The following is a 13,787-nucleotide window of genomic DNA, read 5'->3' on the forward strand; positions in this document are numbered from 1 at the left end:
TATGGCGGGGTGGCGCTAAGCCCTATAATGGTCGTTTTGCCCGGCAACTGGAGCAACATGAAACACATCCGTATCCGGGGTGCGCGCACCCACAATCTGGCATCAGTGGATCTGGATATTCCCAGGGATCAGCTCGTGGTGATCACGGGGCTCTCCGGCTCCGGCAAATCATCACTGGCCTTCGATACTCTTTACGCGGAGGGGCAGCGGCGCTACGTGGAATCCCTCTCGACCTACGCCCGCCAGTTCCTTTCCATGATGGAAAAGCCGGATGTGGATCATATTGAGGGGCTGTCGCCGGCCATTTCCATCGAACAGAAGTCCACCTCGCACAACCCGCGCTCCACGGTTGGCACCATCACCGAGATCCACGACTACCTGCGCCTGCTGTTCGCGCGCGCCGGCGAACCGCACTGCCCGCTGCACGATGAACCACTGGCTGCCCAGACGGTGAGCCAGATGGTGGACCAGGTGCTGGCTCTGCCCGAGGGCAGCCGCATGATGATTCTGGCGCCGCTGATCCGCCAGCGCCGGGGCGAACACCAGCAGGTGCTGGATGAGATGCGCAGCCAGGGGTTCATACGGCTGCGTATTGACGGGACGGTGTACGACATCGATGACCTCCCCTCACTGGACGCCAAGCGCAAACACAGCATTGAGGTGGTGGTGGACCGCTTCCGGATCCGGGACGGACTGCAGCAGCGTCTGGCCGAATCCTTCGAGACCGCACTGGCGCTGGCGGATGAAACCGCCCGGGTGGCCTCCATGGATGAAGACGGCGCGGAGGAGCTGGTTTTCTCGGCCCGCCATGCCTGCCCCCAGTGCGGCTACTCCATCAGCGCGCCCGAGCCGCGGACGTTCTCATTCAACAACCCGGCGGGCGCCTGCCCCACCTGTGACGGGCTGGGGGTTGACCAGTTTTTCGACCCCCAACGACTGATCCGCAACCCCGAACTCACGCTGGCCGAAGGTGCGATACGGGGCTGGGACCGGCGCTCAGTCTACTACTTCCAGATGCTCGAAAGCGTCGCCTCCCATTACGGCTGCGACCTCGACACGCCCTGGCAGGAGCTGCCGGAGTGGTTCCAGCACACCGTCCTGCGCGGCACCGGAGATAAAGCGATCACCTTCCGGTATGTGAACTCCCGCGGTCAGGCGGTGGACCGAGAGCATCCCTTCGAGGGGGTGATTCCCAACCTGGAACGGCGTTACCGGGAAACGGATTCCCAGACGGTACGCGACGAACTTTCCCGTTCCCTGAGTTCGCGCCCCTGCCCGGACTGCCGCGGCTCGCGCCTGAATGAGGTGGCCCGCAATGTGTTCATTGGCGACTGGACGCTTCCGGCAATGGCGCGCCTTTCCATTGCCCATGCACTGGACAACGCCCAATCCATCACCCTTCCGGGCTGGCGTGGCCAGATCGCCGAGACCATTCTCAACGAGATCCGCAAACGCCTTGAATTCCTGGTCAACGTGGGCCTGGGCTACCTCACACTTGAACGCAGCGCCGATACCCTCTCCGGAGGGGAGGCACAGCGGATCCGGCTCGCCAGCCAGATCGGCGCCGGACTCGTGGGGGTGATGTACATTCTGGACGAGCCCTCGATCGGGCTTCACCAGCGCGACAACGACCGGCTACTGGGCACCCTCAAGCGCCTGCGGGACATGGGCAACACCGTGATCGTGGTGGAGCACGACGAGGACGCCATCCGCGCCGCCGACCACATTGTGGACATCGGCCCTGGTGCCGGCATCCATGGCGGCCGGATCATGGCCGAGGGCACTGCCGACGCCATCGCGGCCGAACCGGAGTCCATCACGGGCCAGTACCTCACTGGCCAGCGCCGGATCGCCATTCCCCGACAGCGGACCGCCCCCGGCGAACACTGGATCACCGTAACGGGCGCTACCGGCCACAACCTCCAGGGCGACGAGGTACGCATCCCCGTGGGGCTGATGACCTGCGTCACTGGCGTATCAGGTTCCGGCAAATCCACGCTGATCAACAGCACGCTCTATCCGGCCGCTGCACGGCAGCTCAACAATGCTACAACACTCACACCGGAGCCCCACGAGCGCATTGAAGGGCTGGAAAGCCTGGATCGTGTCATCGACATTGACCAGAGCCCCATCGGGCGCACGCCACGGTCCAACCCGGCCACCTATACCGGACTGTTCACGCCTATCCGCGAGCTGTTTGCGGGAACCCAGGAGGCCCGCTCGCGCGGCTACAAACCGGGCCGATTCAGCTTCAACGTGAAGGGTGGGCGCTGCGAGGCGTGCCAGGGTGACGGCGAGATCAAGGTCGAGATGCACTTCCTGCCCGACATCTACGTGCCCTGTGATGTCTGCCAGGGCCAGCGCTACAACCGGGAGACCCTGGAAATCACCTACAAGGGAAAGACCATCCATGAGGTGCTCTCCATGACCATCGAGGAAGCGCGCGAGTTCTTCGACTCCGTTCCCTTCCTCGCCCGGCGCCTGCAGACACTGATGGAGGTGGGCCTGTCCTACGTGAAGCTCGGCCAGAACGCCGTAACCCTGTCAGGGGGCGAGGCACAACGGGTCAAGCTGGCACGGGAACTGTCCAAGCGGGACACGGGCAACACACTGTACATCCTCGACGAGCCCACAACCGGCCTGCACTTCCACGATATCCAGCAGCTACTCGACGTGCTGCACACCCTCAGGGACCACGGCAACACCGTAGTGGTGATCGAACATAATCTGGATGTCATCAAGACCGCGGACTGGCTGGTCGACCTTGGACCGGAGGGAGGGGACGGCGGCGGACGCCTGGTAGCGGAAGGCACCCCTGAAACGGTCGCCAGGGAGCGCGACTCCCACACGGGCCAGTACCTGGTCAATTATCTTCCCGAGGCCTGCAGCCAGTAACTGCGCATGAAAAAGCCGGACACAGGGTCCGGCTTTTTCTGAGGCTTCGCCTGAGCACTTCAGGCGGAGACACGAGACTCTCAGTCCTCGTCGTCATCATCCTCATCGTCTTCCACGTACTCAACAACCGGACGACCGATGACCTCAACATAGGCCATGGGCGCGTTGTCGCCAGCCCGCAGACCGCACTTGAGAATCCGCAGATAACCACCGGGACGACTCTCGAACCGCGGACCGAGCTCCTCAAACAGCTTGGTCACCGCCTGGTCATTGCGCAGCCGCGCGAATGCCTGACGACGGTTCGCCACCGAGTCCTCCTTGGCGAGCGTGATCAGCGGCTCCGCCACACGGCGAAGTTCCTTCGCCTTGGGCAGGGTCGTCTTGATCAGCTCATGCTCCACCAGAGAGGCAGTCATGTTGCGGTACATGGCCTTCCGGTGCGAACTGTTGCGGTTTAATTTACGACCACTCTTACGATGACGCATTGCTCTAATTCCTTAAATCAAAATCAGCGATTCAGCGATCAGCCACCAAGGACCCGGTCATCACCGCGCAGACTCGCCGGCGGCCAGTTCTCAAGCCGCATACCCAGCGACAGGCCACGGGAGGCCAGCACATCCTTGATCTCGGTCAGCGATTTTTTGCCGAGATTGGGCGTCTTCAGCAGTTCAACTTCAGTGCGCTGGATCAGATCGCCAATGTAGTAGATGTTCTCCGCCTTGAGGCAGTTGGCCGAGCGAACAGTCAGCTCAAGATCATCGACCGGACGCAGCAGGATCGGATCAACTTCCTCTTCTTCCTGCGACTCTTCCGGCTCCTTCTCCTGATCCAGATCGACAAATACCGCCAGCTGCTGCTGCAGGATGGTGGCGGCCCGCCGGATCGCTTCCTCCGGATCGATGGTACCGTTGGTGTCCAGATCGATGATCAGCTTGTCCAGGTCGGTACGCTGCTCCACACGGGCACTCTCAACCATGTAGGAGACACGGCGGATCGGGCTGTAGGTCGCGTCGATCTGAAGGCGGCCAATGGCCCGGCTTTCCTCATCCTGCTCACGCTGATCCGCGGGCTCGTATCCCCGACCGGAGCTTACCGTCAGCTTCATATTGAGCTCGCCGCCCTTGGACAGGTGACAGATCACCAGATCCGGATTGACGATCTCAACATCATGGTCGAGCTGGATATCAGCCGCAGTCACCGGCCCTTCTTCCTTCTTGGAAAGAGAGAGCTCGGCCTGGTCACGGCCATTGAGCTTAACGGCCAGCGCCTTGAGGTTCAGCAGGATCTCAATGACATCCTCCTGCACCCCTTCAATGGCGCTGTACTCGTGCAGCACTCCATCGATCTGCGCTTCCGTTACTGCGCTTCCGGGCATGGAAGACAGCAGGATCCGCCGCAGAGCATTACCCAGCGTGTGGCCAAAGCCCCGTTCCAGAGGCTCCAGAACCACGCGGGCGTGGGTTTGGGTCTGCTCCTCGACATTGATGCTGCGAGGAGTCAGAAATTCGGTAGCTGAACGCTGCATTGGACGCCCCTATTTCGCTGTGCGTTACTTGGAGTAAAGCTCGACGATCAAGCTCTCGTTGATGTCCGCGGAGATATCACTGCGCTCCGGGCGGGAACGGAAGGTTCCCACGAGCTTGTTGGCGTCGACGTCGACCCACTCGATGGCCGCACGACTGTTGGCCAGCTCCAGCGCATTGCGGATGCGAAGCTGGTTCTGGGCCTTCTCCCGTACGCGGACCTCGTCACCCGGCTGCACCTGGTAGGACGCCACATTGACGGTGCGGCCGTTGACCTGCAGCGCCTTGTGGGAAACCAGCTGCCGTGCCTCGGCGCGTGTGGAGCCGAAGCCCATGCGGTAGACCACGTTGTCGAGCCGGCACTCCAGCAGCTGAAGCAGGTTCTCGCCGGTTGAACCCTTGCGGCGAGCTGCTTCCTGATAGTAGTTCCGGAACTGTTTCTCGAGCACACCGTACATACGGCGTACTTTCTGCTTTTCCCGAAGCTGGGTTCCGTACTCGGACACCCGGGTACGCCGTGCGCCATGCTGACCCGGCGCCTGATCGACGTTGCACTTGCTTTCGAGCGCCCGGACCCCGCTCTTCAGGAATAGATCTGTCCCCTCGCGGCGAGACAGTTTACATTTCGGACCAATGTAACGTGCCATAAATCGCTGTCTCCTTGATTACACGCGGCGCTTTTTCGGCGGACGACAGCCATTATGCGGGATGGGTGTCGCGTCCTCGATGTTGGTGATCTTGAAACCTACCGCATTGAGAGCGCGAACCGCGGATTCCCGGCCGGGTCCGGGACCCTTGACCATTACGTCCAGGTTTTTAAGACCGTATTCAGCGGCCGCGTTACCGGCCCTTTCAGCTGCTACCTGCGCAGCAAAAGGTGTACTCTTTCGTGAACCGCGGAATCCGGAACCGCCGGCAGTCGCCCAGGAGAGGACGTTGCCCTGGCGGTCGGACAGGGTCACGATGGTGTTGTTGAACGACGCGTGGATATGGGCCACGCCGTCAACAACTGACTTTTTCACCTTTTTACGGGTACGTGTACCTGGCTTTGCCATTTTTACCTACCTGTTATTTACGAATCGGTTTACGGGGGCCCTTGCGGGTCCGCGCATTGGTCTTGGTCCGCTGACCGCGAACCGGAAGACCATGGCGATGCCGCAGGCCGCGATAGCAGCCCAGGTCCCGCAACCGCTTGATGTTCATCTGAACCTCACGACGCAGGTCACCCTCCACCGACAGCTTGCCGACTTCCGTGCGCAGGTTGTCCACCTGCTCATCGGAAAGCTCGCCAACCTTCGTGTTCCGGGGGATGCCCGTCGCGTCGCAAAGCTGACCTGCCGTGGTATGGCCGATCCCGAAGATATAGGTCAACGAAACCGCGGCATGTTTATTCTCGGGTATGTTGACACCGGCTATACGTGCCATTCACTTCACTCCGCATTCAAAGCTTTGCTGTTTACGTTACCGTCACAAAAGGTGCGGAATGATAGCGCCTGAATCGGCAGATATCAACAACCGCCCCCTGATGCTGCCTCACCCCTGGCGTTGCTTGTGACGGGGCTCGGTGCAGATGACCCGGATCGAGCCATTGCGACGAATGATTTTGCAGTTTCGGCAGATTTTCTTCACCGATGCACGTACTTTCATTTCAGTCTCCCGTTGATCAGCGGAACATGCCGCTGCGTCCGTGATTCTTGAGGTTGGACTTCTTCATCACCGATTCGTATTGGTGCGACATCAGATGTGCCTGAACCTGTGACATGAAATCCATCACCACCACTACGACGATCAGCAGTGACGTACCCCCGAGATAGAACGGCACATTGCCGAATACCGTCAGGAACTGGGGCATGATCGACACTGCTGCAATGTACAGCGCCCCGAAGATCGTCAGACGTGTGAGCACCCCGTCAATGTACTTCGCGGTCTGCTCACCGGGCCGGATCCCGGGGATGAAGGCGCCGGACTTCTTGAGGTTGTCCGCGACCTCCCGCGGGTTATACATCAGTGCTGTATAGAAGAAGCAGAAGAAGATCACTGCAGCCGCAAACAGCAGGATGTACAGAGGCTGGTTAGGCCCCAGGATCTGGGACAGATCCCCCAGCCACTCCATGCCTTCGGACTGGCCAAACCACTGTCCCAGTGATGCCGGGAACAGCAGGATCGACGACGCGAAGATCGCCGGAATAACACCGGCCATGTTCACCTTCAGCGGCAGATGACTCTGCTGCTGGGCGTAGACCCGGCGTCCCTGCTGGCGCTTGGCATAATTCACCGTGATCCGGCGCTGACCGCGCTCCATGAACACGATGAACCCAACCACGGCAATAGCCATGGCACCGACACCGAAGACCAGCAGCAGACTCATCTCACCACTGCGGGCCTGTTCGAGCGTCTGACCGATGGCGCCCGGGAGACCGGCGACGATACCGGCGAAGATCAGCAGCGAGATGCCGTTTCCGATGCCACGCTCAGTGATCTGCTCACCAAGCCACATCAGGAAAACGGCACCACATACAAAGGACACGACCGCGATGAAATAGAAGTCGAGGCCGCTGGAGAACGTCACCCCCTGGGACGCAAGCCCCACGGAAATCCCCAGCCCCTGCACGAACGCCAGGCCAACGGTACCGTACCGCGTGTACTGGCTGATCTTCTTGCGACCGGATTCGCCTTCTTTCTTGAGCTGCTCCAGCTGCGGACTGACCGCCGTCATGAGCTGCATGATGATCGCGGCGGAGATGTAGGGCATGATGCCCAGCGCCAGGATACTCATACGCTCAAGGGCACCCCCTGAGAACATGTTGAACATGCCCAGGATGGTACCCTGCTGCTGTTCAAACATTGCCGCCAGCCGATCCGGGTTAATGCCCGGGACCGGGATGTGCGCGCCGATCCGATAAACCAGGATCGCGATCACAACGAACTTGAGCCTCGAGTAGAGCTCCGAGAGGCCCTGTCCCTTAGCGGATGCCGGTCCCTGTTTAGCCATTTAGCCCTCGACTCAGTCTTCGACTTTCCCGCCAGCGGCAGTAATCGCTTCACGGGCGCCTTTGGTTACCCGCAGGCCCTTGACGGTCACCGCACGGGAGATCTCACCGGAGGCGATCACCTTTGCTTCCCGAACGTCATGACGGATCAGATCCGCTTTCTTCAGAGCGTCCAGATCAGCCGTGTCACCCTCGACTTTGGCCAGCTCGTGAAGACGGATTTCCGTCTCCCAACGCTGCTGACGGGAGGTGAAACCGAACTTGGGCAGGCGCCCACGCATCGGTTGCTGACCACCCTCGAAGCCGGGCGCGATACTGCCGCCGGAACGGGATTTCTGGCCATTGTGACCACGGCCGCCGGTTTTACCCAGGCCACTGCCGATGCCACGACCAACACGCTTGCGCTCGGCCTTGGAGCCGTCACCTGGGCGGAGTTCGTTCAGTTGCATCTTACTGTTCCTCTACCCGAACCATGTAATTGACACGGTTGATCATCCCGCGGACCGCGGGCGTGTCCTCGAGTTCCACCGAATGGTGGAGACGGCGCAGTCCCAGTCCACGGACACAGAGTTTATGGTTCTTCTGTGCGCCGATGGGGCTGCGGGTCAGTGTGACCTTGATCGTTTTGTTAGCCATAACGTCAATCCAGGATCTCTTCCACGGTTTTACCACGCTTAGCCGCCACTTCTTCCGGCGACCGCATGGCTTTCAGGCCTTCAACGGTAGCCCGTACCACGTTGATCGGGTTGGTGGAGCCATAGCACTTGGCCAATACGTTGTGTACACCGGCAACTTCCAGAACGGCACGCATCGCGCCACCGGCGATAATGCCGGTACCCTCGGAAGCCGGCTGCATGAACACCCTGGAGGCGCCATGGTTAGCCTTGACCGGGTACTGCAACGTAGCGCCATCCAACGGCACGGACACCATATTCTTACGCGCGGAGTCCATCGCCTTCTGGATCGCTACCGGCACCTCACGTGCCTTGCCGCGGCCGTAACCGACCCGGCCATTGCCATCACCCACAACCGTCAGGGCGGTGAAACCGAAAAGGCGGCCACCCTTGACCACTTTGGCCACCCGATTGACCTGCACCAGCTTCTCCTGAAGCTCGGGCTGGTTCTGCTCATTCACGCTCATCTTCTCCACCTCTTAGAATTGCAGGCCGGCTTCACGCGCCGCATCGGCAAGCGCTTTGACGCGACCGTGGTAGCGATAACCGGACCGGTCGAATGCAACCGTTTCGATACCCGCGTTTTTCGCCCGTTCCGCGATCAGCTCGCCAACCTGGCGTGCGGCGTCCACGTTTCCGGTTGCACCCTGGCGCAACTCCTTGTCCAGTGTGGAGGCGGCCGCCAGCACCTGGCTGCCATCCGCCGTAGTCACCTGAGCATACATATGACGCGGTGTACGGTGGACGCAGAGGCGGTTGGAGCCACGTTCCCGGATCTTGATGCGCACTTTACGTGCGCGACGCAATCTGGATTCTTTCTTCGCGCTCATCTGTTTGCCCTATTTCTTCTTGGCCTCTTTACGCCTTACCGTTTCATCCGCATAGCGGACACCCTTGCCCTTATAAGGCTCAGGCGGACGGAAAGCCCTGATGTCTGCTGCAGCCTGGCCGACACGCTGCTTATCGATGCCCTTGAGCACCAGTTCGGTCGGCTTGGGGGACTCAGCGGTAACGCCTTCCGGCAACTTGTATTCCACCGGATGGCTGAAGCCAAGCGTAAGATTCACGCTGTCACCCTGGGCCTGGGCCCGGTAACCGACACCATTGATTTCGAGCTTGCGCTCGAAGCCATTGGTCACACCAACAACCATGTTGTTCAGGAGTGCCCGGGTGGTACCGGCCAGTGCACGGCTTTTCTTCGCATTGTTACGCGGCGCGAACCGCAGCTTATCGTCGTCCTGCGTCACTTCGACACTCGGGTGAATGCTGTGCTGAAGCGTACCCTTGGCACCCTTCACTTCAACGTCCTGACCGTTGAAATTCACCTCGACACCGGATGGCAGCACGACAGGATTACTCGCAACCCTGGACATGACTCCTCCTAGAATACGGTGCAGATAATTTCGCCACCAATGCCGGCCTTGCGGGCGGCGCTGTCTGTCATCACGCCCTTCGACGTGGAGACGATGGCGACGCCCAGACCATTGGCCACGCGCGGCAGTTCGCTGTTGCCGCGATACTGGCGCAGACCAGGGCGACTCGCCCGCTGGATGCTCTCAATGACGGGCTTGCCTTCGAAATAACGCAGATTGATGGTCAGCCGGGGCTTCTTATCGCCCTCAACGCTGAAGTCCTCGATGAAGCCTTCGTCCCGCAGGACCGTGGCAACGGACTGTTTCATCTTGGAGGACGGCATTTCCACACTCACCTTCTCGGCCATCTGGCCGTTACGGATGCGCGTGAACATGTCCGCCAACGGATCTTGCATGCTCATTCGTATGAGACTCCTGATCGTTTCAGTTGTGCAGCAACAATGCTGTTGCTTACCAACGCGCGGGTTACCAGCTGGCCTTGCGCAGCCCCGGAACCTCTCCGCGCATTCCGGTTTCACGCAGCTTGATGCGCGAAAGCTGGAATTTCCTGAGGACACCATGCGGGCGCCCGGTTACCTGGCAACGATTGCGAAGACGCACCGGGCTGGAGTTACGCGGCAGCTTCTGCAGCTGCATCTGCGCTTCCCAGCGTTCTTCGTCGCTCAGATTCGGATCCTTACTCATTTTTTTAAGGCGCTCACGCTTTTCGCCGTATTTGGCGACCAGGCGTTCCCTGTTGCGTTCGCGCTCTTTCATGCCGATTTTGGCCATGTCCGATCCTTACTGTTTGAACGGAAAATTGAATGCCGAAAGCAGAGCACGCCCTTCCTCATCACTCTCAGCGGACGTGCTGATGGTGATATCGAGGCCACGGACCTTGTCGACCTTGTCGTACTCAATTTCCGGGAAAATGATCTGTTCCCGCACGCCCATGCTGTAATTGCCGCGCCCGTCGAAGGACTTGGGACTCAGGCCACGGAAATCACGGATCCGCGGAATCGCGATCTGCACCAGGCGATCAAAGAAATCCCACATCCGCTCACCACGCAGGGTCACCTTACAGCCGATCGGGAAGCCTTCCCGGATCTTGAAGCCTGCAACGGACTTGCGCGCCTTGGTGATCACCGGCTTCTGACCCGACAGCATCTGCAGGTCAGCGACAGCGTTATCGAGCTGCTTCTTGTCGCCTACAGCCTCGCCAACGCCCATATTCAGGGTGATCTTTTCAATCCGCGGCACCTGCATCGGGTTCGCATACCCGAACTGCTCGTTCAGCGCCGGGATCACCTGTTCTTTGTACACGTCTCTCATGTTGGACATCGTAACCACCGCCGCTTACTGGTTATCGATCACTTCTTGCGTGGAACGGAAGATGCGCACCTTGGTGCCGTCTTCCTTCACCTGAAACCCGACACGATCAGCCTTGGCCTGCTGCGGGTTATAGATGGCCACGTTCGAAATATGAATCGGAGCTTCCTTTTCGATGATGCCGCCCTGGGTTCCCGCCATGGGATTCGGGCGCGTGTGCTTCTTGACCATATTGATCCCGGACACAACGACCCGTTCACCACCATCAACAATCCGCAGCACCTTGCCACGCTTGTTACGGTCTTTCCCCGTGGTGACCACCACTTCGTCATCTCGCTTGATCTTGTTCATAACCGGCCTCTTGTTCCTACAAAACCTCGGGTGCCAGCGAAATGATCTTCATGAATTTCTCATTCCGAAGTTCGCGAGTCACCGGGCCAAAAATTCGGGTGCCTACCGGCGCTTCCTGCGGGTTAAGCAGAACCGCCGCATTGCCGTCGAACCGGATCAGGGACCCGTCCTGGCGCCGGATACCACTCTTGGTCCGGACCACAACTGCCTTGAGCACCTGACCCTTCTTGACACGACCCCTGGGAATCGCCTCCTTGACGGATACCTTGATGATATCCCCGACCCTTGCATAGCGCCGGTGCGAGCCACCCAGGACCTTGATACACATGACCTGACGGGCGCCGCTGTTATCGGCTACGTCAAGTACGGTTTGCGTCTGAATCATGGTTAGTCTCCACTAGAAACCACTTCGTCTTTACGACAAGAACCAGTGTCCTGGCGCCTTACACCTTCGACGCGTGCTCAACCACGTTCACCAGTGTCCAAGCCTTGTTCCGCGCTAGCGGACGGCTTTCGGCGATGGTTACAAAATCACCGACACTGCACTGGTTGTCTTCGTCGTGAGCCTTGATACGCGTCGAGCGCTTCACGTACTTGCCGTAGAGCGGATGCTTTTCCCGGCGCTCAACCATAACGACAATCGTCTTCTGCATCTTGTCGCTGACCACGCGGCCGTTGAGCGTCCTGGCGTTTTCACTTGCATTAGCCATATCAGTCACCTGCTTTCTCAGTCATAACGGTTTTAACACGCGCAATATCGCGCCTGGTCTGACGCAGCAAGTGGGACTGATTCAGCTGACCTGTCGCTTTGCGCATCCGGAGATTGAACTGTTCCTTGAACAGCCGCATCAGCTCCTGGTTCAGTTCCTCTGCCGATTTGTCACGCAATTCTGTTGCTTTCATCACATTACCGTCCTGTTCACAAAGGTGGTCGGTACCGGCAGTTTGGCCGCGGCCAGATTGAATGCGTCACGCGCCACGTCTTCTGCCACCCCTTCCATCTCATACAGCATCTTCCCGGGCTGGATTTCAGCAACCCAGTACTCGACGGCGCCCTTGCCCTTGCCCATGCGGACCTCAAGGGGCTTCTCGGTAATCGGCTTGTCCGGGAACACACGGATCCAGATTTTGCCGCCACGCTTGATCCGGCGGGTCATGGTCCGACGGGCCGCCTCGATCTGGCGTGCGGTGACACGCCCACGACCGGTCGCCTTGAGACCGTACTCACCAAAGCTGACCTTGTTGCCTGTATGGGCCATGCCGCGATTGCGGCCTTTCTGTACCTTGCGGAACTTGGTTCGTTTCGGTTGCAGCATTTGGAGACCCCCTTACTTCTGAGCTTTCTTCTGAGCAGCGGCTTCTTTTTCAGCCCGTACCTGCTCAAGACCGCCCAGGATTTCACCCTTGAAGATCCAGACTTTCACGCCGATGATCCCGTAGGTGGTGTGGGCCTCGTAATGCGCGTAGTCGATGTCCGCACGCAGCGTGTGCAGCGGTACGCGACCTTCCCGGTACCACTCGGTACGTGCAATCTCGGCACCGCCGAGGCGGCCACTCGCCTGGATCCGGATTCCTTTGGCGCCCTGGCGCATCGCATTCTGTACGGCCCGCTTGAGGGCGCGCCGGAACATCACGCGGCGCTCCAGCTGGTTCGCCACGCTCTGGGCAGCCAGCTTGGCGTCGAGATCAGGCTTGCGGATTTCCTCAATGTTGACGTGCACGGGCACGCCCATCATGTCGGTCAGCTCCTTTCGGAGCTTATCCACGTCCTCACCCTTCTTGCCGATCACAATCCCCGGACGGGCGGTATGGATCGTAATCCGAGCGTTCTGCGCGGGACGCTCAATCAGAATCCGGCTGACCGAGGCCTTCTCGAGCCGGCGATTGAGAAATTCGCGGACCTCGATATCCTTCAACAGGTTCTGGGCGTAAGCCCCTTTCTCCGCATACCAGACCGAGTTGTGCTCTTTGACAACGCCAAGCCTGATACCGGTTGGATGTACTTTATGACCCATCGGGTATCTCCTACTCGTCCGAAACCTTGACGGTGATGTGGCACGTGCGCTTCAGGATCCGGTCTGCACGGCCTTTGGCCCGCGCCTGGATCCGCTTCAGCGTCGGCCCCTCGTCCACACAGATGGTTGCAAGCCGCAACTCATCCACGTCCAGGCCTTCGTTATGCTCGGCGTTGGCAATCGCAGACTCGAGGGTCTTGCGAATGATCCCGGCCGCTTTCTTCGGTGTGAACGCCAGTGTATTCAGCGCTTCCTCGACACTCTTCCCACGAACCATGTCTGCGACAAGGCGAGCCTTCTGAGCCGAGAGTCGAGCGCCTTTCGTTTTAGCCGCTACTTCCATCGTTTAATCCCCTCAGAATCAGCGTTTCTTCGCTTTCTTGTCGGCAGCATGCCCGCGGAACGTGCGTGTCGCGGCAAACTCGCCAAGTTTATGACCAACCATTTCCTCAGTGATCATGACCGGCACATGCTGCCGGCCGTTATGCACTGCAATGGTCAGCCCTACCATCTCCGGAAACACCGTGGAGCGGCGCGACCAGGTTTTGATCGGCTTACGGCTGTTGTTTTCCAGAGCTGCCTCAACCTTCTTCAGCAGATGCAGGTCTATAAAAGGACCTTTCTTCAGAGAACGTGGCACAGCTTCTTCCCCTAAACG

General features: G+C 59.6%; 24 protein-coding genes. 1 reads left to right on the plus strand and 23 read right to left on the minus strand.

Annotated features, from left to right (window positions below; genetic code table 11):
* Positions 1-57: 57 nt before the first annotated feature.
* Positions 58-2,895 (plus strand): excinuclease ABC subunit UvrA, encoded by a 2,838-nt coding sequence (gene uvrA, locus F3089_RS08655; protein ID WP_151440444.1) that lies wholly within the window; start codon positions 58-60, stop codon positions 2,893-2,895.
* Positions 2,896-2,975: 80 nt separating this feature from the next.
* Here uvrA and rplQ read toward each other — a convergent pair whose 3' ends face one another.
* The 23 genes from rplQ to rpsS form a co-directional block, all read right to left on the minus strand.
* Positions 2,976-3,380, minus strand: coding sequence for a 50S ribosomal protein L17 (gene rplQ, locus F3089_RS08660; protein ID WP_151440445.1), 405 nt, complete (start codon positions 3,378-3,380; stop codon positions 2,976-2,978).
* A 38-nt stretch (positions 3,381-3,418) separates the two neighbouring features.
* On the minus strand, positions 3,419-4,420 hold the full coding sequence (locus F3089_RS08665) for a DNA-directed RNA polymerase subunit alpha (protein WP_151440446.1): 1,002 nt from the start codon (positions 4,418-4,420) through the stop codon (positions 3,419-3,421).
* A gap of 24 nt (positions 4,421-4,444) precedes the next feature.
* Positions 4,445-5,065, minus strand: a complete 621-nt coding sequence (gene rpsD / locus F3089_RS08670; RefSeq protein WP_077529265.1) for a 30S ribosomal protein S4 — start codon at positions 5,063-5,065, stop codon at positions 4,445-4,447.
* An 18-nt stretch (positions 5,066-5,083) separates the two neighbouring features.
* Positions 5,084-5,473, minus strand: a complete 390-nt coding sequence (gene rpsK / locus F3089_RS08675; protein WP_077529266.1) for a 30S ribosomal protein S11 — start codon at positions 5,471-5,473, stop codon at positions 5,084-5,086.
* A 13-nt stretch (positions 5,474-5,486) separates the two neighbouring features.
* Complete coding sequence (gene rpsM, locus F3089_RS08680; protein ID WP_077529267.1) at positions 5,487-5,843, minus strand: 30S ribosomal protein S13; 357 nt, start codon at positions 5,841-5,843, stop codon at positions 5,487-5,489.
* A 108-nt stretch (positions 5,844-5,951) separates the two neighbouring features.
* On the minus strand, positions 5,952-6,065 hold the full coding sequence (gene rpmJ, locus F3089_RS08685; protein ID WP_077529268.1) for a 50S ribosomal protein L36: 114 nt from the start codon (positions 6,063-6,065) through the stop codon (positions 5,952-5,954).
* A 16-nt stretch (positions 6,066-6,081) separates the two neighbouring features.
* Positions 6,082-7,410: a preprotein translocase subunit SecY gene (gene secY / locus F3089_RS08690; protein WP_095618756.1), complete on the minus strand. Its 1,329-nt coding sequence runs from the start codon at positions 7,408-7,410 to the stop codon at positions 6,082-6,084.
* 12 nt (positions 7,411-7,422) lie between these two features.
* A complete protein-coding gene (gene rplO, locus F3089_RS08695; protein ID WP_151440447.1) occupies positions 7,423-7,857 on the minus strand; it encodes a 50S ribosomal protein L15 in 435 nt (144 codons plus the stop codon).
* A gap of 1 nt (position 7,858) precedes the next feature.
* Complete coding sequence (gene rpmD, locus F3089_RS08700; RefSeq protein ID WP_095618754.1) at positions 7,859-8,044, minus strand: 50S ribosomal protein L30; 186 nt, start codon at positions 8,042-8,044, stop codon at positions 7,859-7,861.
* A gap of 4 nt (positions 8,045-8,048) precedes the next feature.
* Positions 8,049-8,549, minus strand: a complete 501-nt coding sequence (gene rpsE, locus F3089_RS08705) for a 30S ribosomal protein S5 (protein ID WP_077529272.1) — start codon at positions 8,547-8,549, stop codon at positions 8,049-8,051.
* Between the two features lie 12 nt (positions 8,550-8,561).
* Positions 8,562-8,912 (minus strand): 50S ribosomal protein L18, encoded by a 351-nt coding sequence (rplR, locus tag F3089_RS08710; RefSeq protein WP_095618753.1) that lies wholly within the window; start codon positions 8,910-8,912, stop codon positions 8,562-8,564.
* Between the two features lie 9 nt (positions 8,913-8,921).
* Positions 8,922-9,455, minus strand: a complete 534-nt coding sequence (gene rplF / locus F3089_RS08715) for a 50S ribosomal protein L6 (protein WP_095618752.1) — start codon at positions 9,453-9,455, stop codon at positions 8,922-8,924.
* Positions 9,456-9,463: 8 nt separating this feature from the next.
* Positions 9,464-9,856, minus strand: a complete 393-nt coding sequence (rpsH, locus tag F3089_RS08720) for a 30S ribosomal protein S8 (protein WP_151440448.1) — start codon at positions 9,854-9,856, stop codon at positions 9,464-9,466.
* A gap of 64 nt (positions 9,857-9,920) precedes the next feature.
* Positions 9,921-10,226 carry a 30S ribosomal protein S14 gene (gene rpsN, locus F3089_RS08725; RefSeq protein ID WP_151440449.1) on the minus strand — a complete coding sequence of 102 codons (306 nt, stop codon included), beginning with the start codon at positions 10,224-10,226 and terminating at the stop codon, positions 9,921-9,923.
* A gap of 9 nt (positions 10,227-10,235) precedes the next feature.
* Positions 10,236-10,775, minus strand: coding sequence for a 50S ribosomal protein L5 (gene rplE / locus F3089_RS08730; protein ID WP_095618749.1), 540 nt, complete (start codon positions 10,773-10,775; stop codon positions 10,236-10,238).
* A 15-nt stretch (positions 10,776-10,790) separates the two neighbouring features.
* The gene (gene rplX, locus F3089_RS08735) at positions 10,791-11,114 is read right to left on the minus strand and encodes a 50S ribosomal protein L24 (protein WP_095618748.1); all 324 of its coding nucleotides are present in this window, start codon (positions 11,112-11,114) and stop codon (positions 10,791-10,793) included.
* 16 nt (positions 11,115-11,130) lie between these two features.
* Entirely contained in the window at positions 11,131-11,499 is a 369-nt protein-coding gene (rplN, locus tag F3089_RS08740; RefSeq protein ID WP_077529279.1) for a 50S ribosomal protein L14, read from the minus strand.
* Positions 11,500-11,557: 58 nt separating this feature from the next.
* On the minus strand, positions 11,558-11,824 hold the full coding sequence (gene rpsQ, locus F3089_RS08745; protein ID WP_151440450.1) for a 30S ribosomal protein S17: 267 nt from the start codon (positions 11,822-11,824) through the stop codon (positions 11,558-11,560).
* A 1-nt stretch (position 11,825) separates the two neighbouring features.
* Entirely contained in the window at positions 11,826-12,017 is a 192-nt protein-coding gene (gene rpmC / locus F3089_RS08750; protein WP_077529281.1) for a 50S ribosomal protein L29, read from the minus strand.
* Positions 12,017-12,430 (minus strand): 50S ribosomal protein L16, encoded by a 414-nt coding sequence (gene rplP, locus F3089_RS08755; protein WP_077529282.1) that lies wholly within the window; start codon positions 12,428-12,430, stop codon positions 12,017-12,019. Before rplP ends, rpmC begins: the two co-directional genes overlap by 1 nt.
* Positions 12,431-12,442: 12 nt before the next feature.
* Positions 12,443-13,129, minus strand: a complete 687-nt coding sequence (rpsC, locus tag F3089_RS08760; protein WP_077529283.1) for a 30S ribosomal protein S3 — start codon at positions 13,127-13,129, stop codon at positions 12,443-12,445.
* A gap of 10 nt (positions 13,130-13,139) precedes the next feature.
* Complete coding sequence (rplV, locus tag F3089_RS08765) at positions 13,140-13,472, minus strand: 50S ribosomal protein L22 (RefSeq protein ID WP_077529284.1); 333 nt, start codon at positions 13,470-13,472, stop codon at positions 13,140-13,142.
* Between the two features lie 18 nt (positions 13,473-13,490).
* Positions 13,491-13,769 carry a 30S ribosomal protein S19 gene (rpsS, locus tag F3089_RS08770; RefSeq protein ID WP_077529285.1) on the minus strand — a complete coding sequence of 93 codons (279 nt, stop codon included), beginning with the start codon at positions 13,767-13,769 and terminating at the stop codon, positions 13,491-13,493.
* Positions 13,770-13,787: the final 18 nt, after the last annotated feature.

Source organism: Halospina sp. K52047b (assembly GCF_008709855.1).
Classification (GTDB): Bacteria; Pseudomonadota; Gammaproteobacteria; order Pseudomonadales; family Oleiphilaceae; genus Halospina; species Halospina utahensis_B.